32 protein-coding genes are annotated in these 21898 nt (G+C 68.5%); 1 reads left to right on the forward strand and 31 read right to left on the reverse strand.

Annotation, left to right across the window (positions count from 1 at the left end; genetic code table 11):
* The first annotated feature begins 33 nt into the window (after positions 1-33).
* The gene (locus tag BJ999_RS37755; RefSeq protein ID WP_179837674.1) at positions 34-849 is read left to right on the forward strand and encodes a phosphodiesterase; all 816 of its coding nucleotides are present in this window, start codon (positions 34-36) and stop codon (positions 847-849) included.
* Positions 850-868: 19 nt separating this feature from the next.
* Here the strand turns inward: BJ999_RS37755 and BJ999_RS37760 are convergent, their stop codons facing one another.
* The 31 genes from BJ999_RS37760 to BJ999_RS37910 form a co-directional block, all read right to left on the reverse strand.
* Positions 869-1315: a DUF1707 SHOCT-like domain-containing protein gene (locus BJ999_RS37760; RefSeq protein ID WP_179837675.1), complete on the reverse strand. Its 447-nt coding sequence runs from the start codon at positions 1313-1315 to the stop codon at positions 869-871.
* 30 nt (positions 1316-1345) lie between these two features.
* Positions 1346-2170: a type I methionyl aminopeptidase gene (gene map / locus BJ999_RS37765; protein ID WP_179837676.1), complete on the reverse strand. Its 825-nt coding sequence runs from the start codon at positions 2168-2170 to the stop codon at positions 1346-1348.
* A gap of 107 nt (positions 2171-2277) precedes the next feature.
* Entirely contained in the window at positions 2278-2928 is a 651-nt protein-coding gene (locus tag BJ999_RS37770; RefSeq protein WP_179837677.1) for an adenylate kinase, read from the reverse strand.
* Positions 2928-4226: a preprotein translocase subunit SecY gene (secY, locus tag BJ999_RS37775; protein WP_218935418.1), complete on the reverse strand. Its 1299-nt coding sequence runs from the start codon at positions 4224-4226 to the stop codon at positions 2928-2930. Before secY ends, BJ999_RS37770 begins: the two co-directional genes overlap by 1 nt.
* A 227-nt stretch (positions 4227-4453) precedes the next feature.
* The gene (rplO, locus tag BJ999_RS37780) at positions 4454-4939 is read right to left on the reverse strand and encodes a 50S ribosomal protein L15 (protein ID WP_179837679.1); all 486 of its coding nucleotides are present in this window, start codon (positions 4937-4939) and stop codon (positions 4454-4456) included.
* A 1-nt stretch (position 4940) separates the two neighbouring features.
* Positions 4941-5123, reverse strand: coding sequence for a 50S ribosomal protein L30 (gene rpmD / locus BJ999_RS37785; RefSeq protein WP_179837680.1), 183 nt, complete (start codon positions 5121-5123; stop codon positions 4941-4943).
* Positions 5120-5740, reverse strand: a complete 621-nt coding sequence (gene rpsE, locus BJ999_RS37790; protein ID WP_372505490.1) for a 30S ribosomal protein S5 — start codon at positions 5738-5740, stop codon at positions 5120-5122. The genes rpmD and rpsE overlap by 4 nt, the downstream gene beginning before the upstream one ends.
* Positions 5741-5774: 34 nt before the next feature.
* Entirely contained in the window at positions 5775-6161 is a 387-nt protein-coding gene (rplR, locus tag BJ999_RS37795) for a 50S ribosomal protein L18 (RefSeq protein ID WP_089314936.1), read from the reverse strand.
* Positions 6162-6163: 2 nt separating this feature from the next.
* Positions 6164-6700 (reverse strand): 50S ribosomal protein L6, encoded by a 537-nt coding sequence (rplF, locus tag BJ999_RS37800; protein WP_179837681.1) that lies wholly within the window; start codon positions 6698-6700, stop codon positions 6164-6166.
* A gap of 16 nt (positions 6701-6716) precedes the next feature.
* Complete coding sequence (rpsH, locus tag BJ999_RS37805) at positions 6717-7115, reverse strand: 30S ribosomal protein S8 (protein WP_089314938.1); 399 nt, start codon at positions 7113-7115, stop codon at positions 6717-6719.
* A gap of 147 nt (positions 7116-7262) precedes the next feature.
* Positions 7263-7448 (reverse strand): type Z 30S ribosomal protein S14, encoded by a 186-nt coding sequence (locus BJ999_RS37810; protein ID WP_018657585.1) that lies wholly within the window; start codon positions 7446-7448, stop codon positions 7263-7265.
* Between the two features lie 2 nt (positions 7449-7450).
* Positions 7451-8026: a 50S ribosomal protein L5 gene (rplE, locus tag BJ999_RS37815; RefSeq protein WP_089314939.1), complete on the reverse strand. Its 576-nt coding sequence runs from the start codon at positions 8024-8026 to the stop codon at positions 7451-7453.
* 5 nt (positions 8027-8031) lie between these two features.
* The gene (gene rplX, locus BJ999_RS37820; RefSeq protein WP_141580642.1) at positions 8032-8340 is read right to left on the reverse strand and encodes a 50S ribosomal protein L24; all 309 of its coding nucleotides are present in this window, start codon (positions 8338-8340) and stop codon (positions 8032-8034) included.
* A complete protein-coding gene (gene rplN / locus BJ999_RS37825; RefSeq protein WP_021596728.1) occupies positions 8340-8708 on the reverse strand; it encodes a 50S ribosomal protein L14 in 369 nt (122 codons plus the stop codon). Before rplN ends, rplX begins: the two co-directional genes overlap by 1 nt.
* Before the next feature lie 110 nt (positions 8709-8818).
* The gene (rpsQ, locus tag BJ999_RS37830) at positions 8819-9091 is read right to left on the reverse strand and encodes a 30S ribosomal protein S17 (RefSeq protein ID WP_089314941.1); all 273 of its coding nucleotides are present in this window, start codon (positions 9089-9091) and stop codon (positions 8819-8821) included.
* Entirely contained in the window at positions 9088-9327 is a 240-nt protein-coding gene (gene rpmC / locus BJ999_RS37835) for a 50S ribosomal protein L29 (protein ID WP_089314942.1), read from the reverse strand. Before rpmC ends, rpsQ begins: the two co-directional genes overlap by 4 nt.
* Entirely contained in the window at positions 9327-9746 is a 420-nt protein-coding gene (rplP, locus tag BJ999_RS37840) for a 50S ribosomal protein L16 (protein ID WP_089314943.1), read from the reverse strand. The genes rpmC and rplP overlap by 1 nt, the downstream gene beginning before the upstream one ends.
* A 7-nt stretch (positions 9747-9753) precedes the next feature.
* Positions 9754-10608 (reverse strand): 30S ribosomal protein S3, encoded by an 855-nt coding sequence (rpsC, locus tag BJ999_RS37845; protein ID WP_179837682.1) that lies wholly within the window; start codon positions 10606-10608, stop codon positions 9754-9756.
* Complete coding sequence (gene rplV / locus BJ999_RS37850) at positions 10608-10991, reverse strand: 50S ribosomal protein L22 (protein ID WP_089314945.1); 384 nt, start codon at positions 10989-10991, stop codon at positions 10608-10610. The genes rpsC and rplV overlap by 1 nt, the downstream gene beginning before the upstream one ends.
* Before the next feature lie 40 nt (positions 10992-11031).
* The gene (gene rpsS / locus BJ999_RS37855) at positions 11032-11313 is read right to left on the reverse strand and encodes a 30S ribosomal protein S19 (protein ID WP_089314946.1); all 282 of its coding nucleotides are present in this window, start codon (positions 11311-11313) and stop codon (positions 11032-11034) included.
* A gap of 12 nt (positions 11314-11325) precedes the next feature.
* Positions 11326-12159 carry a 50S ribosomal protein L2 gene (gene rplB, locus BJ999_RS37860; protein WP_179837683.1) on the reverse strand — a complete coding sequence of 278 codons (834 nt, stop codon included), beginning with the start codon at positions 12157-12159 and terminating at the stop codon, positions 11326-11328.
* 45 nt (positions 12160-12204) lie between these two features.
* Complete coding sequence (rplW, locus tag BJ999_RS37865; protein ID WP_089314948.1) at positions 12205-12504, reverse strand: 50S ribosomal protein L23; 300 nt, start codon at positions 12502-12504, stop codon at positions 12205-12207.
* Positions 12505-12516: 12 nt separating this feature from the next.
* Complete coding sequence (gene rplD, locus BJ999_RS37870) at positions 12517-13119, reverse strand: 50S ribosomal protein L4 (protein ID WP_179837684.1); 603 nt, start codon at positions 13117-13119, stop codon at positions 12517-12519.
* Positions 13116-13766 carry a 50S ribosomal protein L3 gene (gene rplC, locus BJ999_RS37875; RefSeq protein WP_179837685.1) on the reverse strand — a complete coding sequence of 217 codons (651 nt, stop codon included), beginning with the start codon at positions 13764-13766 and terminating at the stop codon, positions 13116-13118. Before rplC ends, rplD begins: the two co-directional genes overlap by 4 nt.
* A 15-nt stretch (positions 13767-13781) precedes the next feature.
* Positions 13782-14090 carry a 30S ribosomal protein S10 gene (gene rpsJ / locus BJ999_RS37880; RefSeq protein WP_018657599.1) on the reverse strand — a complete coding sequence of 103 codons (309 nt, stop codon included), beginning with the start codon at positions 14088-14090 and terminating at the stop codon, positions 13782-13784.
* 108 nt (positions 14091-14198) lie between these two features.
* Positions 14199-15392, reverse strand: coding sequence for an elongation factor Tu (tuf, locus tag BJ999_RS37885; protein ID WP_179837686.1), 1194 nt, complete (start codon positions 15390-15392; stop codon positions 14199-14201).
* A gap of 80 nt (positions 15393-15472) precedes the next feature.
* Positions 15473-17584, reverse strand: coding sequence for an elongation factor G (gene fusA, locus BJ999_RS37890; RefSeq protein ID WP_179837687.1), 2112 nt, complete (start codon positions 17582-17584; stop codon positions 15473-15475).
* A gap of 43 nt (positions 17585-17627) precedes the next feature.
* Positions 17628-18098, reverse strand: coding sequence for a 30S ribosomal protein S7 (gene rpsG, locus BJ999_RS37895; RefSeq protein ID WP_067806994.1), 471 nt, complete (start codon positions 18096-18098; stop codon positions 17628-17630).
* Positions 18098-18472, reverse strand: coding sequence for a 30S ribosomal protein S12 (gene rpsL, locus BJ999_RS37900; RefSeq protein WP_021597495.1), 375 nt, complete (start codon positions 18470-18472; stop codon positions 18098-18100). Before rpsL ends, rpsG begins: the two co-directional genes overlap by 1 nt.
* Positions 18473-19032: 560 nt before the next feature.
* The gene (locus tag BJ999_RS37905; RefSeq protein ID WP_179837688.1) at positions 19033-20652 is read right to left on the reverse strand and encodes a hypothetical protein; all 1620 of its coding nucleotides are present in this window, start codon (positions 20650-20652) and stop codon (positions 19033-19035) included.
* Between the two features lie 243 nt (positions 20653-20895).
* The gene (locus tag BJ999_RS37910; RefSeq protein ID WP_179837689.1) at positions 20896-21876 is read right to left on the reverse strand and encodes an aldo/keto reductase; all 981 of its coding nucleotides are present in this window, start codon (positions 21874-21876) and stop codon (positions 20896-20898) included.
* Positions 21877-21898 lie beyond the last annotated feature (22 nt).

Below are 21898 nucleotides of genomic sequence, written 5' to 3' on the forward strand. Positions count from 1 at the left end.
CGTGATGTGCTGGGGGCAACGGGGAGGGGATCGATGGCGATCATCGCGCAGCTCAGCGATATCCATCTGGCGGCCGGGCGCGACGGCGGGATGGACGACGACTCCGGGCCGGTCCGCGCCCTGCGGGCCGCCGTGTCGAGCCTGCTGTCGCTGCCCGCGCGGCCGGACGCCGTCGTCCTGACCGGAGATCTCGCCGACCGCGGCCAGCCGGCCGAGTACGCCCGGCTGCACGCGCTGCTGTCGCCGCTGCCGATGGCCGTCTACCCGATGTGCGGCAACCACGACGACCGCGACGAGATGCGCCGGATGTTCGCCGACCATCCGGCGGTCGCGGCGACGGGGACCGGGCCCGGGGCTCCCGTCCAGTACGCCGTCGACGTGGCCGGCGTGCGCCTGGTGTGCTGCGACACCACCGTCGACGGCCATCCCCACGGGCACATGAGCGAGGAGAGGCTCGACTGGCTGGAGGAGACGCTGAGCGCCGCGCCCGGCGTCCCGACCGTCATCGCCACGCACCACCCGCCGTACCCGATCGGGATGCGGTTCATCGACGACCTGCGGTTCGTCGACCCCGCCGGATTCGCGTCCGTGATCTCCCGGCACCCGCAGGTCGTCCGGGTGATCTCCGGGCACGCGCACCGGGCGACGGTCGGATCGCTGGCGGGACGGGTCTGCACCACCTGCCCGAGCACCTACCGGCAGCTGTTCCTCGACCTCACCCAGCGGGGCCGCGCGGCCGTCACCGGGGAGCCCGCCGGGTTCGCCCTCCACCTGGTCGGCGAGGACGGCACCGCCACCACCCACTTCGCCCCGACCGGGAACTACCGGCCCCTGATGGACGTGGAGTGAGCCCCGCCGGGCGGGCGCGTCAGCAGTCGCCCCGGCGCCCGCCGAAGAGCGTGCGCATCAGCAGGACGGCGCCCCACGGGCCCGCCACCCAGATCCACCACGGGTAGACCGCGCCCGCCGTCACCAGGATGATCAGCCACACCGTCACATTGATCGCGCTGACCGTCGCCCAGGCGCCCCACATCGCCCACATCCGCTGCGGTTCGAGGTCGCCGGACGGCCGCCGCGCCGGCGACGCGGTGCCCTTGCTCTGCGTCGCGGGGACCGGGAGCTGGTAAAGGTCCTCCTCCGGCAGGTCGGACGTGACCTCCTGGAGTTGCCCGAGCGTCTTCGCCCCGTAGACCGCGTCCAGCCGCTCCTGCAGCTCGTCCATCGTGATCCGGCCCTCCGCGCAGTGCTCGCGCAGACTCGCCGCCACCCGGTCGCGGTCGGCGTCCGACGCCCGGATCTCAGGGTTCGGCGCCATCGTTCCTCCGCTCCTCAGGACCTGCCTTCTCTATCCATTCTGCGGCGCGGATCCGAGCTTCGCGAACCGATCGCGGCCCTCGTCGAGCGCGGTCAGCACGCGAGGCCCGTCCGCCGTGACCGCGAACGTGTGCTCGAAGTGCGCCGAGGCGCGCCCGTCGGTCGTCACGACCGTCCAGCCGTCGTCGAGCTCGGCGGTCTCCTTCGTGCCGAGGTTCACCATCGGCTCCACCGCGAAGCACATGCCCGGCTCCAGGACGGGCCCGTGCCCGGGCGCCCCGTGGTTGGGGATCAGCGGGTCCATGTGCATCTCGGTCCCGATGCCGTGCCCCCCGTAGCCCTCGACGATGCCGTAGGGACCCTGAGAACGGATGTGGGCCTCGATCGCATGGGAGATGTCCGTGAGGCGGGCGCCGGCGCGCCCGGCCGCGAGGCCGCGCCACAGGGACGCCTCCGTGACCTCCAGCAGCCGCCGCTCCTCGTCGGTGATCTCCCCCACCGGGACCGTGATCGCCGCGTCGCCGTGCCAGCCCTCCACGATCGCGCCGCAGTCGATGGACAGCACGTCGCCCTCGCGAAGGATCTTGTCGGCCCGCGGGATGCCGTGCACGATCTCCTCGTTGACCGACGCGCAGATCGTGCCGGTGAAGCCGTGGTAGCCCTTGAACGAGGGGACGCCGCCGTTGTCGCGGATGTGCCGCTCGGCGAGCGCGTCCAGGTCCAGGGTGCTCATGCCGGGCTTGACGGCCTCGCGCAGCAGCTCCAGCGTCCGGCCGACGAGCAGCCCCGCCGCGCGCATCAGCTCGATCTGCTCCGCGGTCTTCATCTGGATCGTGAGCCTACGCCGTTTGAACATCTCTCCCCTTGCACCGGTTCTGGCGCCGAAACGGCCGCGCGGACGCGGGATCACCCGCGTCCGCGCCTACGGCTTCACGGCGGCCCGTCACTTCTCCCGCGGGCCCGTCACTTCTCCAGCGGGCGCAGGGCGGTGAGGGCGCGCTTGGTGACCTCTTCGACCGGTCCCGTCGCGTCGATGCCGACGAGGATGTTCTCGTCGGCGTAGAACTGCACCAGCGGCGACGTGTCGTGCCGGTACACCTCCAGGCGGTGCATGACGACCTCTTCCTTGTCGTCGTCCCGCTGGAACAGGCGACCGCCGCAGTCGTCGCAGATGTCGTCCTGCTTGTCGTCGAAGTCGACGTGCCAGATCCGGCCGCACTTGTCGCAGGTGCGCCGCCCCGACAGCCGCCGGACGACCTCGTCCTCGTCGACGACGAGCTCCAGCACGATGTCGAGGCGGGTGTCCCACTCGGCGAGGATCTTCTTCAGCGTCTCGGCCTGCGGGACGTTGCGCGGGAACCCGTCCAGCAGGAAGCCGTCGCGTGCGTCGTCCTCGCCGAGCCGGTCGCGGACCATCGCGATCGTCACCTCGTCGGGGACGAGGTCGCCGCGGTCCATGTACTGCTTGGCCTGCCGGCCGAGCGGCGTCCCGCCGCTGACGTTCGCGCGGAAGATGTCACCTGTCGATATCTTCGGGACCGACAGATGAGATGCGATGAACTGGGCCTGCGTCCCCTTGCCCGCTCCCGGGGGGCCCACCAGGACGATACGCACTACCGGAGGAAGCCCTCGTAGTTGCGCTGCTGGAGCTGACTCTCGATCTGCTTCACGGTATCCAGTCCGACGCCGACGACGATGAGGATGCTCGTGCCGCCGAACGGGAAGTCCGAGCTCGCCTTCATGAGTGCGAAGGCGACCATCGGGATGAGGGACACGAGCCCCAGGTAGAGCGCACCGGGTGTGGTGATCCGGGTCAGCACGAAGTCGAGGTACTCGGCGGTCGGCCGACCAGGCCGGATACCTGGGATGAATCCACCATACTTCTTCATGTTGTCGGCGACTTCAGTGGGGTTGAAGGTGATCGCCACATAGAAGTACGTGAAGAAGATGATGAAGACGAAGAAGATCCCCATATGCCAGGCGTTGTCCTGCTGGAGATAGGGCTGCACCTTCTGCAGCCACTTGGTGTTGGGCCACAACTGGGTGGCCAGGACCGGCAGGTAGAGCAGCGAGGACGCGAAGATGATCGGGATGATGCCGGCCTGGTTGACCTTCAGCGGGATGTAGGTCGACGTGCCGCCGTACATGCGGCGCCCCACCATCCGCTTGGCGTACTGGACGGGGATGCGCCGCTGCGCCTGCTCGACGAACACCACCCCGGCCATGATCGCCAGACCGACCAGGATCACGATCGCGAAGACGAACCCGTTCTTGGTCTTGTAGATGCTCCAGAACTGGGCGGGGAAGACCGCCACCACCTGGGTGAAGATCAGGATGGACATGCCGTTGCCGACGCCGCGGTCGGTGACCAGCTCGCCCAGCCACATGATGACGCTCGTGCCCGCCACCATGATGACCACCATGGTGATGATCGGGAAGATGCCCTTGTCGTACAGGATGTCGCCGCTGCCGGAGATGCCCTGGAACAACTGGCCGGTGCTCGCCATCGCGACGATGCCGGTCGCCTGCAGGATCGCCAGCCCGACCGTCAGGTACCGGGTGTACTGGGTGATCTTCGTCGTGCCGGCCTGGCCCTCCTTCTTGAGGGCCTCCAGCCGCGGGATCACCACCGTCAGCAGCTGCAAGATGATGCTGGCCGTGATGTACGGCATGATGCCGAGCGCGAAGACCGACAGCTTCAGCAACGCGCCGCCGCTGAACAGATCGACCAGGCCGTAGAGCTGGTTGCTGTCCTTGGCCGCGTCCGCGGTCTCCTTCAGCACCTTCACGTTCACGTTGGGCGTCGGCAGGATCGAGCCGATCCTGAACACCACGATCATGAACAACGTGAAGAGGATTTTCTTACGCAGGTCAGGCGTACGGAAAGCCCGAGCGAACGCGGTCAGCACCATTCCTCCTGCGCGACTGGCGGGTTCATGGCCGCCGAGGGGGCGGTTTCAGATCCATGAGTTCGGGCGGAGAATACCCGGTGTGACGGCAGAGTGCGCAATCTCACGCCGAGTACCTTCGCTCGTGTGACTCTAACAGCAGATGACACCGGGGCCGCCCCGCCTGACCCGGCGGCCTGACGGCCCCGGGCCTCACGCGGGCACGGCCCCGGCATCGAAGGTGTTCCTTCTTACAGCTCGTCGGCGGATCCGCCGGCGGCGGCGATCTTCTCCTTGGCGGCGCCGGAGAAGGCGTGCGCCTTCACCTGGACCGCGACGGAGATGTCGCCCGTGCCGAGGATCTTGACCGGACGGCCGCGGCGCACCGCGCCCTTGTTCGCCAGGTCCTCCGCCGTGACCTCGCCGCCCTCGGGGTAGAGCGCGGTGAGCTTGTCCAGGTTCACGACCTGGAACTCGACCCGGTTCGGGTTCTTGAAGCCCTTCAGCTTCGGAACCCGGCGGATCAGGGGCATCTGGCCGCCCTCGAAACCCACGGGGACGGTGTTGCGGGCCTTGGTGCCCTTGGTGCCGCGGCCTGCGGTCTTGCCCTTGGACGCCTCGCCACGGCCCTTGCGGGTCTTGGCCTTCTTGGCGCCGGGGGCCGGACGCAGGTCGTGCACCTTGAGCGGGGTGCCCTCGGTCTCCGCGGCGGAGTCCTTACCGAGATCAGCCGCCATGTCAGTCGACCTCCTCGACGGCGACCAGGTGCGCCACCGTCCGGATCATGCCGAGCACCTCGGGGCGGTCCTCGCGGACCACGCTCTGCCCGATCTTCTTCAGGCCCAGGGTGCGCAGCGTGTCACGCTGGTTCTGCTTCTCGCTGATCACGGACTTGGTCTGCGTGATCTTCAGGTTGCTCACGACGACGCGACCTCCGCCCTCGGCTCGCTGCCCGCGGCGCGCGCGCGCAGCATGGCCGCCGGGGCGACGTCCTCGATCGGCAGGCCGCGCTTGGCCGCGATCTCCTCGGGACGCTTCAGCGACTTCAGACCCGCGATCGTGGCGTGCACGATGTTGATCGCGTTGTCGCTGCCCAGCGACTTGCTCAGCACGTCGTGGATGCCGGCGCACTCCAGGACCGCGCGCACCGGGCCGCCGGCGATGACGCCGGTACCGGGGCTGGCCGGACGGAGCAGGACCTCGCCCGCCGCGTCGCGCGCCTGCACCAGGTGCGGGATGGTGCCCTGGATCCGCGGCACCTTGAAGAAGTGCTTCTTGGCCTCCTCGACGCCCTTGGCGATCGCCGCGGGCACCTCCTTGGCCTTGCCGTAGCCGACGCCGACGGTGCCGTTGCCGTCACCGACGATCACCAGGGCGGTGAAGCTGAAGCGACGTCCGCCCTTGACGACCTTGGCGACACGGTTGATCGCCACGACCTTCTCGATGTACGACTGGCCCTTGTCGGCGCCACCGCGGCGGTCGTCGCGGCGGTCGCGACGGTCGCCACCCTGACCGCCGCCACGCCTCTGCGCTGCCATCAGTGGTTCCTCTCGTTCACCTTGTAAAGGGCCATCAGAGCTCGAGGCCCCCCTCACGCGCACCGTCCGCGACAGCGGCGATGCGACCGTGGTACTTGTTGCCGCCGCGGTCGAACACGACCGCGTGGACGCCGGCCTGCTTGGCCCGCTCGGCGACGAGCTCGCCGACCTTGCGGGACTTGGCCGTCTTGTCGCCGGAGTCGGCGCGCAGGTCCGCCTCCATCGTCGACGCGCTGGCCAGCGTGTGGCCCTTGTCGTCGTCGATGACCTGGACGAACACGTGCCTGCTGGAGCGGGTCACGACCAGGCGCGGCCGTGCGGCGCTGCCCACGACCTTCTTGCGGACCCGCAGGTGCCGGCGCTTGCGAGCAAGCTGGCGACCGCTCGTGGCCTTGCCGGCCAGGGTCTTGGTGCCTGCCATGACTACTTACCAGCCTTTCCGACCTTGCGGCGGATCTGCTCGCCCTCGTAGCGCACGCCCTTGCCCTTGTACGGGTCGGGCTTGCGCAGCTTACGGATGCGGGCGGCGATCTCACCGACGAGCTGCTTGTCGATGCCCTCGACGACGAGCTGCGTCGGCCTCTCCACCGTGAAGGTGATGCCCTCCGGCGCCTCGAACGGGATCGGGTGGCTGTAGCCGAGCGAGAACTCCACGTTCTTGCCCTTGGCCACCACCCGGTAGCCGACGCCCTGGATGACCAGGGTCTTCTTGTAGCCGTCGGTGACCCCGACGACCATGTTGTTGATCAGCGTTCGGGTGAGCCCGTGCAGACCGCGCACCTTGTTGACGTCATTGGGCCGGGAGACGACGAGCTGGCCGTCCTCCTGCTTGACCTCGATGGGCTCGGCGACGGTGTGCGAGAGCGTGCCCTTCGGGCCCTTGACGGTGACCTCGCGGCCTTCGAGCTTCACCTCGACACCGCTGGGCAGGCTGATGGGGAGACGTCCGATACGAGACATTTGTAGTGCCCTCCCCTCACCAAACGTAGGCGAGGACTTCCCCGCCCACTCCACGCTTGCCGGCCTGACGGTCCGTCATCAGGCCCGAGGACGTCGAGATGATCGCGACGCCCAGCCCGCCCAGGACCTTCGGCAGGTTGTCCTTCTTCGCGTACACGCGCAGACCCGGCTTCGAGACGCGCTTGATGCCGGCGATCGAACGCTCGCGGGTCGGGCCGAACTTCAGCTCGATCAGGAGCTTCTTGCCGACCTCGGCGTCCTCCACGGTCCAGCCCGAGATGTAGCCCTCCTGCTGGAGGATCTCGGCGATGTGCGCCTTGATCTTCGAGTACGGCATCGCCACGGAGTCGTGGTACGCCGAATTCGCGTTACGCAGACGCGTCAGCATGTCTGCGATCGGGTCGGTCATCGTCATGGCCTACTGGCCCTCCCTCGCCACGGTTTCCTCGGATTGATGCGGCCCGTGGACCTTTGGCGCGGTCGTGGGCGCCCTCTCAGGCGCCCGGTTGGTCATTACAGGCCGGCTCCCGCCGCCCCCGGAGCCGCGCTCCGGGGGACGCGGTCACCAGCTGGACTTCGTGATGCCAGGCAGCTCGCCGCGGTGGGCCATCTCCCGGAAGCACACACGGCACAGGCCGAACTTCCGGTAGACGGAGCGCGGACGCCCGCAGCGCGAGCACCGAGTGTACGCGCGCACGCCGAACTTCGGCTTCCGCGCCGCCTTGGCGATCAGCGACTTCTTCGCCATGCTCAGCTCTCCTTGAAGGGGAAGCCCAGGAGCTTGAGCAGCGCCCGGCCCTCGTCGTCGGTCTTCGCGGACGTCACGACCGTGATGTCCATGCCCCGCGAGCGGTCGATCTTGTCCGGGTCGACCTCGTGGAACATGACCTGCTCGGTCAGCCCGAAGGTGTAGTTGCCGTTGCCGTCGAACTGCTTCGGCGACAGCCCGCGGAAGTCGCGGATACGGGGCAGCGCCGTGGCGAGCAGGCGGTCCAGGAACTCCCACATCCGGTCGCCGCGCAGCGTGGCGTGCGCGCCGATCGGCATGCCCTCGCGCAGCTTGAACTGCGCGATGGACTTGCGGGCCCGGTTCACCGCGGGCTTCTGCCCGGTGATCGCCGCCAGGTCGCGGATCGCGCCCTCGATCAGCTTGGCGTCCTTGGCCGCGTCACCGACCCCCATGTTGACCACGATCTTGGTCAGCGAGGGGATCTGCATGACGTTGGCGTAGCCGAACTGCTCGCGCATCTGGCCCGCGATCTCCTCGCGGTAGCGCACCTTGAGCCTCGGCGTCGGCACGGGACGCTCGGTAACGGTCTCGGTCATCGGTCTCAGATCTCCTTACCGCTACGGCGCGAGATCCGAACCTTCGTGCCGTCGTCGTTGGTGCGGTAACCGACCCGGGCCGGCTTGCCGTCCTCGACGATCGCGACGTTGCTGACGTGCAGCGGCGCCTCGACCGTGACGCGACCGCTCTCCTTGCCGGCACGCTGCTGGTCGGCCTTGATGTTCTTGGTGATGAGGTTGACGCCCTCGACGACGACCCGCTCCTCGCGCGGGATGACGCGCAGGACCTTGCCCGTCGCGCCCTTGTCCTTGCCGGCGATGACGATGACCTCGTCGCCCTTACGGATCTTCATCAGAGCACCTCCGGCGCGAGCGAGATGATGCGCATGAACTTCTTCTCGCGCAGTTCGCGGCCCACCGGGCCGAAGATACGGGTGCCGCGGGGGTCGCCGCCGTCCTTGATGAGGACGGCGGCGTTCTCGTCGAAGCGGATGTAGGAGCCGTCCGGGCGCCGGCGCTCCTTGCGGGTGCGCACGACGACCGCCTTGACGACGTCACCCTTCTTCACGCCGGCGCCGGGAAGGGCGTCCTTCACCGTCGCGACGATGATGTCGCCGACTCCCGCGTAGCGCCGACCCGAGCCGCCGAGAACCCGGATGCAAAGGATCTCCTTCGCACCCGTGTTGTCGGCGACCTTGAGTCGCGACTCCTGCTGGATCACGTCTAACTCCTGTTCGTCACACCGGTTCTCGGCGCCCCCTTCGCGGGCGCCGAGCCTGGTGGAACCAGACTGTGGTCAATAGCGGGACTGCGTCCCGCGGGCCTGCGGCCCTACTTGGCCTTCTCGAGGATCTCCACCACGCGCCACCGCTTGGTGGCCGACAGCGGGCGGGTCTCCATGAGACGGACACGGTCGCCGACGCCGCACTCGTTGGCCTCGTCGTGCGCCTTGTAGTTCTTCGTGCGGCGGATCACCTTGTGGTACTTGGGGTGCTTCACGCGGTCCTCGACGGACACGACCACGGTCTTGTCCATCTTGTCGCTGACCACGAGACCCTCAAGGATCTTGCGGCTGCTCCGCTGCTCGGTCTGCTGCTCGGTCATTCGTTGCCCTCCGCGGCGTCCTCGACCGTCACGATGCCGAGCTCGCGCTCCCGCATCACGGTGTAGATGCGAGCGATCTCGCGCTTGACGGTGCGCAGCCGCCCGTGGCTTTCAAGCTGGCCGGTCGCGGCCTGGAAGCGGAGGTTGAACAGCTCCTCCTTGGCCTCCTTGAGCTTGGTGACCAGGACGTCCTCGGGCTCGGTCCGCAGGTCGTCGGCGGTAAGACCCTTGGCCATCAGGACTCACCCACCTCTCGCTTGACGATCTTGCACTTCATCGGCAGCTTGTGGATCGCGCGGGTGAGCGCCTCCCGAGCGACCTGCTCGTTCGGGTAGGAGATCTCGAACAGCACGCGGCCCGGCTTGACGTTGGCCACCCACCACTCCACGGAACCCTTGCCGGAGCCCATGCGGGTCTCGGCGGGCTTCTTGGTCAGCGGACGGTCCGGGAAGATGTTGATCCAGACCTTGCCGCCACGCTTGATGTGGCGGGTCATGGCGATACGAGCGGCCTCGATCTGCCGGTTGGTCACGTACGCGCTCTCGACGGCCTGGATGCCGTACTCGCCGAACGTCACCCTCGTGCCGCCCTTGGCCATGCCGCGGCGCTTCGGGTGGTGCTGCTTGCGGTGCTTGACCTTGCGAGGGATCAGCATCGGTTACTCAGCTCCCCTCACCCTGCGGAGCAGCCTCGGCGGTCGGCGCCGGCTGCTCGGAACCCTGCTGCTGCTTCTGCTCGCCGCCGCGACCGCCGCCGCCACCGGCGCCACCGGCGCCGCCACGGCCACCACGGCCACCACGGCCGCCGCCACGACGCTCACCGCGACGCTCACGGCCACCGCCGCCGCCCGCGGCGCGCTGCTGCGCGGCCTGCTGCTCGCGCTCGGCGCGCGTCTGCGCGGCCTCGCCCTTGTAGATCCACACCTTGACGCCGATGCGGCCGAACGTCGTCCGGGCCTCGTAGAACCCGTAGTCGATGTCGGCGCGCAGCGTGTGCAGCGGGACCTGGCCCTCGCGGTAGAACTCCGACCGCGACATCTCGGCGCCGCCGAGGCGGCCGCCGCACTGGACCTTGATGCCCTTGGCACCGGACTTCATCGCGGACTGGATCGCCTTGCGCATGGCACGGCGGAACGCGACGCGGCTGGACAGCTGCTCGGCCACGCCCTGCGCGACGAGCTGCGCGTCGATCTCGGGGTTCTTGACCTCGAGGATGTTCAGCCGGACCTGCTTGCCGGTCAGCTTCTCCAGGTCGCCGCGCAGGCGCTCTGCCTCCGCGCCGCGACGGCCGATGACGATGCCCGGCCGGGCGGTGTGAATGTTGACCTCGACGCGGTCACGGGTCCGCTCGATCTCCACCTTGGAGATGCCCGCCCGGTCCATGCCCTTCTGCAGCATGCGCCGGATCTGGACGTCTTCCTTGACGTAGTCCTTGTAGAGCTTGTCGGCGAACCACACGGACTTGTGATCGGTGGTGATGCCGAGCCGGAACCCGTGCGGGTTGATCTTCTGACCCACTACCGGGCCCTCCTCGTCTTCTTACCGCCGCCGGACGCGGCCACAGCGTCGTCTCGCGACTCCACGACCACGGTGATGTGGCTCGTGCGCTTGTTGATGCGGTAAGCCCGGCCCTGGGCGCGGGGGCGGAAACGCTTCAGCGTCGGCCCCTCGTCCACCCACGCGCGACTGACGACGAGCGTGCCCGAGTCGAGCTTGAAGTTGTGCTCGGCGTTGGCGATGGCACTCGCCAGCACCTTGCCCACCGGCTCACCGGCTGCCTGGGGGGCGAACCGCAGCACCGCCTGAGCCTCCGCGGCAGGCAGGCCGCGGATGAGGTCCACCACGCGGCGGGCCTTCCTGGGCGTGACGCGGATGAACCGCGCCTGGGCCCTGGCTTCCATCGCTGTTCCCTCTCTCCTACGTGCTAACTGCTCTGCCTGCTCAGCCTCGGCGGCTGCGGCGGTCTTCCTTGACGTGGCTGCGGAACGTACGCGTCGGCGCGAACTCGCCGAGCTTGTGTCCCACCATCGAGTCGGTGATGAACACCGGGACGTGCTTGCGGCCGTCGTGCACGGCGATCGTGTGACCGATCATGTCCGGCACGATCATGGAGCGCCGCGACCACGTCTTGATGACGTTCTTGGTGCCCTTCTCGTTCTGGACGTCCACCTTCTTGATGAGGTGGTCGTCCACGAACGGGCCCTTCTTCAGGCTACGTGGCATGACGAGCGACTCCTACCGCTTCTTCTTGCTGCGACGACGGACGATCAGCCGGTCGCTCGACTTGTTCGCCTGGCGAGTGCGGCCTTCCTTCTTACCGGCCGGGTTCACCGGGTGCCGGCCACCGGAGGTCTTGCCCTCACCACCACCGTGCGGGTGGTCGATCGGGTTCATGGCCACGCCGCGGACGGTCGGGCGCTTGCCCTTCCACCGCATGCGGCCGGCCTTGCCCCAGTTGATGTTCGACTGCTCGGCGTTGCCGACCTCGCCGACCGTCGCGCGGCAGCGCACGTCCACCATCCGCATCTCGCCGGAAGGCATGCGCAGCGTGGCGTACTTGCCCTCCTTGGCCAGCAGCTGGACGCCGGCGCCCGCGCTGCGGGCGATCTTGGCGCCGCCGCCGGGCCGCAGCTCGATGGCGTGCACGACCGTACCGGTCGGGATGTTGCGCAGCGGAAGGCAGTTGCCCGGCTTGATGTCCGCGCCCTGCCCGTTCTCCACCCGGTCGCCCTGGCGCAGGCCACGCGGCGCGAGGATGTAACGCTTCTCGCCGTCCGCGTAGTGCAGCAGCGCGATCCGCGCGGTGCGGTTCGGGTCGTACTCGATGTGCGCGACCTTGGCCGGAACGCCGTCCTTGTCGTGCCGGCGGAAGTCGATCAGGCGGTACGCGCGCTTGTGCCCGCCGCCCTGGTGCCGGGTCGTGATGCGGCCGTGGTTGTTGCGGCCGCCCTTCTTGGGGAGCGGACGCAGCAGCGACTTCTCGGGTTCGCGGCGCGTGACCTCGACGAAGTCGGCCACGCTGGACCCGCGACGACCCGGAGTCGTCGGCTTGTAATTACGGATGCCCATCTTTTTCGTTCATCCCTTGTCTGTCTTCGGGACGACCCGGCCTGTTTAGGCCGGGCCGCCGAAGATGTCGATCCGCTCGCCCTCGGCGAGGCTGACGATGGCGCGCTTGGTGTCCTTGCGCTTGCCGTAGCCGAACCGCGTGCGCTTGCGCTTGCCCTGCCGGTTGAGCGTGTTCACGCTCGTCACCTTGACACCGAACACCGACTCGACGGCCTGCTTGATCTGCGTCTTGTTGGCGTCCGTGCGGACGACGAAGGTGTACTTGTTCTCGTCCAGCAGCCCGTAGCTCTTCTCCGAGACGACCGGCGCGATGATGATGTCGCGGGGGTCAGCGATCTTGTTCATGTGCGACCCTCCTTACTTCTTCTTCGCGCGCGAGATGAACTCGTCGTACGCCGTCTTCGTGAAGACGACGTCGTCGTTCACCAGCACGTCGTAGGTGTTGAGCTGGTCGGAGACGATCACGTGCACGCTCGGCTCGTTGCGCAGGCTCTTCCAGGTCACGTCGTCCTCGCGGTCCAGAACCAGCAGGACGCGCTTGGCCTCGGTGATGTCGCGCAGCGCCTTCAGCGCCGTCCTCGTCTTCGGGGTGTCGCCCTCGATGAGGTTGTCGACCACGTGCACCCGGCCGAACCGGGCGCGGTCGGACAGGGCGCCGCGCAGTGCGGCGGCCTTCATCTTCTTGGGCGTCCGCTGCGAGTAGTCCCGCGGCTGCGGGCCGTGCACGACGCCGCCGCCGGCGAACTGGGGCGCGCGGGTCGAGCCCTGGCGGGCGCGGCCGGTGCCCTTCTGCCGGTACGGCTTCTTGCCACCGCCGGAGACGTCGCCCCGGGTCTTGGTGGCGTGCGTGCCCTGGCGCGCCGCGGCCAGCTGCGCCACCACGACCTGGTGGATCAGCGGCACGCTGGTCTTCGCGTCGAAGACCTCGGCGGGCAGTTCGATGTCGAGCTTGGAGGTCACTTGCCCGCTCCCTTCACTGCGTCGCGGACCAGCACCACGCCGCCGTTGGGACCGGGAACCGCGCCCTTGATGAGCAGCAGGTTCTTCTCCGCGTCGATGGCGTGGACGGTCAGGTTCTGCACGGTGGTACGGGCGTTGCCGTGCCGGCCCGCCATGCGGAGGCCCTTGAAGACGCGACCAGGGGTCGCGCAGCCGCCGATCGAACCCGGCGAGCGGTGCTTGCGCTGGGTGCCGTGCGAGGCGCCGAGGCCCTTGAAGCCATGGCGCTTCATGACACCGGCGGTGCCCTTGCCCTTGCTGGTGCCGGTAACGTCGATCTTCTGGCCGGCCTCGAAGACGCTGGCGGTGATCTCCTGGCCGAGTTCGAACTCGGTGGTGTCGTCGGCCCGCAGTTCGACGAGGTAGCGGCGCGGCGTGACGCCGGCCTTCTCGAAGTGACCCGTGCTCGGCTTGTTCACCTTGCGCGGGTCGATCTGCCCGAACCCGAGCTGGACGGCGGTGTAGCCGTCCTTCTCCTGGCTCTTGAGCTGGGTGACGACACACGGCCCGGCCTGGACGACGGTCACCGGAACGATCCGGCCCTCATCGTCGAAGACCTGGGTCATGCCGAGCTTCTCGCCCAGGACGCCCTTCCTCTGCGTACTCATCTCTCGGTGCGTCCCTTAGAGCTTGATCTCGATGTCAACGCCGGCCGGAAGGTCGAGTCGCATCAGCGAGTCGACCGTCTTGGGCGTCGGGTCGATGATGTCGATCAACCGCTTGTGCGTGCGCATCTCGAAGTGCTCGCGGCTGTCCTTGTACTTGTGCGGCGAACGGATGACGCAGTACACGTTCTTCTCGGTCGGCAGCGGCACCGGGCCCGCGACCTTGGCGCCCGTCCGCGTCACCGTCTCAACGATCTTCTTCGCGGAGGTGTCGATGACCTCGTGGTCGTAGGCCTTGAGCCGGATGCGGATCTTCTGTCCCGCCATGGTGGCCTCGGTGTCCTTTGCTGTAGTGCCGCTGGTTACTTCAGTGGTCGTGACGCGGCGGCCCGGTTGAGGTTGCCCGACGACCGGGCCGCCGCGTGACGAGGGGTGTTACTTGATGACCTTGGTGACGCGACCGGCGCCGACCGTCCGGCCACCCTCACGGATGGCGAACTTCAGGCCCTCCTCCATGGCGACGGGCTGGATCAGGTCGACGCGCATCTCGGTGTTGTCGCCCGGCATGACCATCTCGGTGCCCTCGGGGAGGTTCACCACGCCGGTGACGTCGGTGGTCCGGAAGTAGAACTGCGGACGGTAGTTGTTGAAGAACGGCGTGTGCCGGCCGCCCTCGTCCTTGGACAGGATGTAGACCTGCGCCTCGAACTCGGTGTGCGGGGTGTTCGTGCCCGGCTTGATCACGCACTGGCCGCGCTCGACGTCCTCGCGCTTGATGCCGCGCAGGAGCAGGCCGACGTTGTCGCCCGCCTGGCCCTGGTCGAGCAGCTTGCGGAACATCTCGACACCGGTGACGGTGGTCGAGGTGGACTCCGGCTTGATGCCGATGATGTCGACGGTCTCGTTGACGTTGACGACACCGCGCTCGATGCGGCCGGTCACGACGGTGCCGCGGCCGGTGATCGAGAAGACGTCCTCGATCGGCATCAGGAACGGCTTCTCGGTGTCACGCACCGGCTCCGGCACGTTCTCGTCGACGGCGTCCATCAGCTCGACGATCGACGCGGACCACTTCTCGTCGCCCTGCAGCGCCTGGAAGGCGGAGACGCGCACGACCGGGACGTCGTCGCCCGGGAACTCGTACTCCGACAGCAGCTCGCGGACCTCGAGCTCGACGAGCTCCAGGATCTCCTCGTCGTCCACCATGTCGCACTTGTTCAGGGCGACGACGATGTAGGGGACGCCGACCTGGCGGGCCAGGAGCACGTGCTCCTTGGTCTGCGGCATCGGGCCGTCGGTGGCGGCGACCACGAGGATGGCGCCGTCCATCTGCGCCGCACCGGTGATCATGTTCTTGATGTAGTCCGCGTGCCCCGGGCAGTCCACGTGCGCGTAGTGCCGGGCCTCGGTCTGGTACTCGACGTGCGCGATCGAGATCGTGATGCCGCGCTCGCGCTCCTCCGGCGCCTTGTCGATGTCCTCGAACGGCGTGAAGGGGTTGAGGTCCGGGTACTTGTCGTGGAGCACCTTGGTGATCGCCGCGGTAAGCGTGGTCTTACCGTGGTCGATGTGTCCAATGGTGCCGATGTTCACGTGCGGCTTCGTCCGCTCGAACTTGGCCTTCGCCACTGGTTGCTCCTTGTTGCTCCTCGGCCGCCTAGACGACCGCTTCGTTTACGTTCTGGTGATCTGTGGGCAGGCCCGGGTGCTTACTCGCCCCGCGCCTTGGCGATGATCTCCTGCGCGACGTTCGTGGGAACCTCGGCGTAGGAGTCGAACTGCATGGTGAAGACAGCCCGGCCCTGGGTCTTGCTGCGCAGATCACCCACGTAGCCGAACATCTCGGACAGAGGCACGAGCGCCTTGATGACGCGCATGCCGTGCCGCTCGTCCATGGACTGGACCTGACCGCGACGGCTGTTGAGGTCGCCGATCACGTCGCCCATGTTGTCCTCGGGCGTGGTGACCTCGACGGACATCATCGGCTCCAGCAGCGTGGGGGACGCCTTGCGGGCGGCCTCCTTGAACGCCATGGAACCGGCGACCTTGAACGCCATCTCCGACGAGTCGACCTCGTGGTAGGCGCCGTCCCTCAGCGTGACCTTGACGCCCACCATCGGGTAGCCGGCGAGGACACCGAACTCCGCGGCCTCCTGGCAGCCCGCGTCGACCGACGGGATGTACTCCCGCGGGATGCGGCCACCGGTGACCTTGTTCTCGAACTCGTAGCCGTCGGACCCGCCGCCGAGCGGCTCCAGGTCGATGATCACGCGGCCGAACTGGCCGGAGCCACCCGTCTGCTTCTTGTGGGTGTACTCGACCTTCTCGACCTTGCGGCTGATCGTCTCGCGGTAGGCGACCTGCGGCTTGCCGACGTTGGCGTCGACCTTGAACTCGCGCTTCATCCGGTCGACGAGGATCTCCAGGTGGAGCTCGCCCATGCCCGAGATGACGGTCTGGCCGGTGTCCTCGTCCGTGCGGACCTGGAAGGAGGGGTCCTCCTCGGCCAGCCGCTGGATCGCGGTGCCCAGCTTCTGCTGGTCGGCCTTGGTCTTCGGCTCGATCGCGACGTGGATGACCGGCGCCGGGAAGTTCATCGACTCCAGCACGATCGGGTTCTTGTCGTCGCACAGCGTCTCACCGGTGGTGGTCTGCTTGAGACCCATCACCGCGACGATGTCGCCGGCGCCCGCGCGCTCGATCTCGGTGCGCTTGTTGGCGTGCATCCGGTAGATCTTGCCGATGCGCTCCTTGCGCTCCTTGACGGAGTTCATCACGTTCGCGCCGGACTCCAGGACCCCGGAGTAGACGCGCACGAAGGTGAGCTTGCCCAGGTGCGGGTCGCTCGCGATCTTGAACGCGAGCGCGGAGAACGGCTCGTCCTCGCTCGGCTTGCGGATGAGGACCTTCTCCTCGTCGCGGACGGCGTGGCCCTCGATGGCCTCCACGTCCAGCGGCGAGGGGAGGTAGCGGACGATCGCGTCCAGCAGCGGCTGCACGCCCTTGTTCTTGAAGGCCGTGCCGCAGGTCACCGGGGTGAGCTTCGCGGCGATCGTCGCCCGACGGATGCCGTCGTGCAGCTGCTCCACGGTGGGCTCGTTGCCCTCCAGGAACAGCTCCATGATCTCGTCGTCGTTCTCCGCGAGGGTCTCGACGAGCTTGTCGTGCCACTCGCGGGCCGTCTCGGCGTGCGACTCGGGGATGTCGATGGTGTCGTACATCTCGCCGAGCTTGGCCTCCTCGTTCCACACGAGGGCCTTCATCCGGACGAGGTCGACGACGCCCTTGAAGTCGGACTCGGCGCCGATCGGGAGCTGCAGCACCAGCGGCGTGGCGTTGAGCCGGTTCTCGATCATGTCGACGCAGCGGTGGAACTCCGCGCCGACCCGGTCGAGCTTGTTGACGAAGCACATGCGCGGCACGCCGTACCGGTCGGCCTGGCGCCACACCGTCTCGGACTGGGGCTCCACGCCGGCGACCCCGTCGAACACCGCGACCGCACCGTCGAGCACCCGCAGGTTGCGCTCCACCTCGATGGTGAAGTCGACGTGGCCGGGGGTGTCGATGATGTTGATCGTGTGCTTGGCGTCGTCGACGGGCCACTCGCAGGTGGTGGCGGCGGAGGTGATGGTGATCCCCCGCTCCTGTTCCTGCTCCATCCAGTCCATGGTGGCGGCGCCGTCGTGCACCTCGCCGATCTTGTAGCTCATCCCCGTGTAGTACAGGATGCGCTCGGTCGTGGTGGTCTTGCCCGCGTCGATATGGGCCATGATCCCGATGTTGCGGACCTTGGCCAGGTCTACACCGGTTTTGGTAGCCACTGCCGTCCTCGCGTCGTCTCTCGTCGTTGCAGATCCGCCGGGATTACCAGCGGTAGTGAGCGAAGGCCTTGTTGGACTCCGCCATCTTGTGCGTGTCCTCGCGCTTCTTGACAGACGCGCCAAGACCGTTGCTCGCGTCGAGCAGCTCGTTCATCAGCCGCTCGGTCATGGTCTTCTCGCGGCGCTGCCGGGCGTAGAGCACCAGCCAGCGCAGGGCGAGGGTGGTGCTGCGCGCCGGCCGCACCTCGACGGGGACCTGGTAGGTCGCGCCACCGACGCGGCGGCTGCGCACCTCCAGGGTCGGCTTGACGTTGTCGAGCGCGCGCTTGAGCGTGACGACCGGGTCGTTGCCGGTCTTCTCGCGGGCGCCCTCCAGGGCGTCGTACACGATGCTCTGCGCGATGGAGCGCTTGCCGTCCAGGAGAACCTTGTTGATGAGCGCGGTGACCAGCGGCGAGTTGTACACCGGGTCAGCGATCAGCTGGCGCTTGCCAGCGGGGCCCTTGCGCGGCATCAGCTCTTCTCCTTCTTCGCGCCGTAGTGGCTGCGCCCTTGCTTGCGGTTCCGGACGCCCTGCGTGTCGAGGGAACCACGGATGATCTTGTACCGAACGCCGGGGAGGTCCTTCACACGGCCGCCGCGGACGAGCACGATCGAGTGCTCCTGCAGGTTGTGGCCGACGCCGGGGATGTAGGCCGTGACCTCGATCCCGCTGGTCAGCCGGACACGGGCGACCTTCCGGAGCGCGGAGTTCGGCTTCTTGGGCGTCGTTGTGTAGACGCGCGTGCAGACGCCCCGGCGCTGGGGGCTGCCCTTGAGCGCGGGCGTCTTGTTCTTGGTCACCTTGTCCTGGCGGCCCTTGCGGACCAGCTGCTGGATCGTGGGCACCGCGTCTCCGTCTTCCTCGTACCGAGCCGGTAAGTCCTATTGCTGCAATCACCACCTCAGGTGAGGCTGTGACCTGCCGGTTTCCCGACCTCTCCGACCCCCGCGGTCGGGCGTGTCGCCGCCCCACGGAAGTACAACCGCGCGAAACCGACACAGACCGCCCGGCCCTTAACTGGGCCGAATCAAGCCGGGGAGTAGATGCGGCACGCTGGGGCTGGCCAACCGGCCTCGCCGACGCGCACGCATAGCGACCCGCAGAGCGGGCACAAGTGAAGAGGTTACCGACCACTCAGCCAAAGTGCAAAGCGAGCAGTGTTCACGGCAGTTCCCGCCTCCTTCGGGCCTGGCGGCCCTCCATCGTCGGGTACTGCTCGATCGCTGCATCGCTCCGGCTCGCCTGGCGGCTCACTGCGCGATCAGGTTCGCACGCGATCGCGGGGGCCGGGTCGGCGACGGCCGGGGTCGCCTCTGCTGCATTGTGACCCACATTCCCGTGTTTGGGGAAGTCGTGGAGCAGCTTTTGCGTCCCCGGCCGTCTCGTGTTCCGGGAGTTTCGCGTCCTACAGGACGAAGGCGACGACCAGGACCACGATGATCACGACGACCGCGACGGCGCCGCCGACCAGCAGGAGCGTGTTCTTGTTGCCCTTGCCGCCCTCTTCGGCGCCGTAGGTGGTCGGCTGGCCGTACTGCCCCTGCTGACCGTACTGCTGGTGCTGGCCCGGCTGGCCCGGCTGCCCCTGCTGGCCGTACTGCTGCTGGCCGAACTGCTGACCCTGCTGCTGTTCCCCGCCGGGCTGGCCGAACTGCTGCTCGCCCTGCTGGCCGCCGAACTGCTGCTGGCCGTAGCCCTGCTGTTCACCCTGGCCGTACTGCTGCTGGCCGTAGCCCTGCTGGCCGAACTGCTGTTGCTGCTGCTCGCCCTGCTGGCCGCCGAACTGCTGCTGGCCGTAGCCCTGCTGCTCACCCTGGCCGTACTGCTGCCGGCCGTAGCCCTGCTGCGGCTGCTGACCCCACTGCTGCTGGCCGATGTCGAGCCGGGTGTGCTCACCCATGCCGGACGAATCGGCGGCGTGCCGTCCCTGGGGTTCGGCCGCGTGCCGTCCCTGGGAGGCGGCCGACGGGTCGAACGCCTCGGTCGGACGCGCGTCCTCCACGTTGCCCTCGCCGGGCGGACGGTACAGGTCGTCCACCGAGGGGCCCGTCTGCTGCGACCCCGCGCCGTAGCCGGAGTCGGGCGGCGGGACCATCATCGTCCGCTCGTGGTCGGACTGCCCCTGGCCGGCGGGCTGGGACGCCTCCGGCGCCCACGGCTCGGGCGTGGACGGCGGGGTCGGGGCCGGGGCCTGCCACGGCTCGGCCGGGGGCTCCTGCCGACGCTCGGGGCCGGTGGCGACCGGGATGTCGGTACCGGGCGACCAGTGCAGCGTCGCCTGGTCGTCCACCACGGGCCGCTGCGGCTGCTCGGGCGTGCCCGCGGGCGGACCCGGAACGATCAGCGTCCGGTCCGTCCCGGACTCCTGCGGCTGCTCGGGCCGCGCCTGCTCTCCGGGCGCGCCGTACTGGGGCTGGCCGTACTGCGGCTGCTGCTCCTGGGGCGCACCGTGCATCGGCTGCTGCGGGTACCCGGACTGCTGCGGCGGCTGCTGCCCGTACTGCTGTTCAGGCTGCTGCCCGTACTGCTGCTCAGGCTGCTGCCCATACGGGGACTGTTCCGGCCGCTGCCCGTACTGCGGCTGGCCGTACTGAGGCTGCTCATACTGAGGCTGCTCGTACTGCTGCGGCTGCTCGTACTGGGGCTGCCGCTGCTCCTGCGGGGGCGGGAATCCACCCGGCCCGGGAGGCGTGCCGTAGGGCATCTGCCCGGGGGCCGGCTGTCCGTACTGGGGCTGCTGGTCCTGCTGAGCGCCGTAGGGGGGCGGCGGCGGGGGCTGCTCACCGAACTGCTGCATCGGCTGTTCGACCATCGTGGGGGGCGGCGGGGGCGGCGCCTGGCGCTCCTCCTCGCGGGGCTGCGCCGGCTGTGCCGGGGGCTGGCCGCCCAACTGCGGAGCGCCGAACACCACGGTGCGGTCACCCAGCGGCCGGGCGGGAGGCTCCTGGCCCTCCGGCGGCCTGGGGTGCCCCTCGTCCTCCGGCGTCGGCCGCTGCGGTCCCTGCGTGCCGTCGTTCTCGGTCATCGTCGGGCTCCTTCAGCGCCGTCGTCCCGGGGCTCCCTCAGCTCCCGGAAGTCCGGAGACGCGCGGCGCATAACGCGGCCTCCGAACCTTGTCACCCATGTCCCCACCTGGCGGGCTTGCCATGCGTGGGCGTTCTCGCCACCAGCCTGCCCCGATCGCCGGTGGTATCGCAAATCACCACCCCTGATAGACGCGGGACGCCTCCGGAGCGTTCCGCCCCGGAGGCGTCCTCCGTCGAATTCGTCAGGAATGTCCGATGACCGTGTGCGGCCGGTACGGGGCCTGCATCCGCTCGATCTCCTTGTCGTCCAGCCGCAGGTCCGCCGCGGCGATCGCGTCGTCCATGTGAGTGAGCTTCGTCGCTCCCACGATCGGCGCGGTCACCCCCGGCTTGGCGAGCAGCCACGCGAGCGCCGCCTGCGCCGCCGGGACCCCCCGCTCCGCCGCGACCTCGCGTACGGCGTCCACGACGTCGAAGTCCGACTCTTCGTACAGGCTGTCCCCGAAGGCGTCGTTCTGGGACCGGACGGTCTTGCGCTCGCCGCCCCTCTCCCGGTTGCCGGCGAGCATCCCCCGCGCCAGCGGGCTCCACGGGATGAGGCCCACCCCCTGGTCGAGGCAGAGCGGAATCATCTCCCGCTCCTCTTCTCTGTAGAGAAGGTTGTAGTGGTTCTGCATCGCCACGAACTTCGTCCAGCCGTGCTTGTCGGCGACGTGCTGCGCCTTGGCGAACTGCCAGGCGAACATGCTGGAGGCCCCGATGTATCTCGCCTTGCCCGACTTCACCACGTCGTGCAGGGCCTCCATGGTCTCCTCGATGGGCGTCCCGTAGTCCCAGCGGTGGATCTGGTACAGGTCGACGTAGTCGGTGCCGAGACGCGTGAGGGATGCGTCGATGCCCGCCATGATGTGCTTGCGCGACAGGCCCTGGTCGTTCGGGCCGTCTCCCATGGGGAGGCACACCTTGGTCGCCAGTACGTAGTCGTCCCTCTGGCGGAAGAACTTCGGCAGGAGCCGTCCGGTGATCTGCTCGCTGACGCCCGCCGAGTACACGTCGGCGGTGTCGAAGAACGTGACACCGCCCTCCACGGCCCGCCGGACGATCGGCTCCGCCGCGTCCTCGGCCAAGGCCCAGGGCCGCACCTCCGGATCGCCGTAACTCATCATGCCGAGGCAGATCCGCGACACCTTCAGACCGGTCTTCCCGAGCCGTACCTGTTCCATGGCCTCTCTCCTCTCAACGTCC

This window comes from Actinomadura citrea, from assembly GCF_013409045.1.
GTDB lineage: Bacteria > Actinomycetota > Actinomycetes > Streptosporangiales > Streptosporangiaceae > Spirillospora > Spirillospora citrea.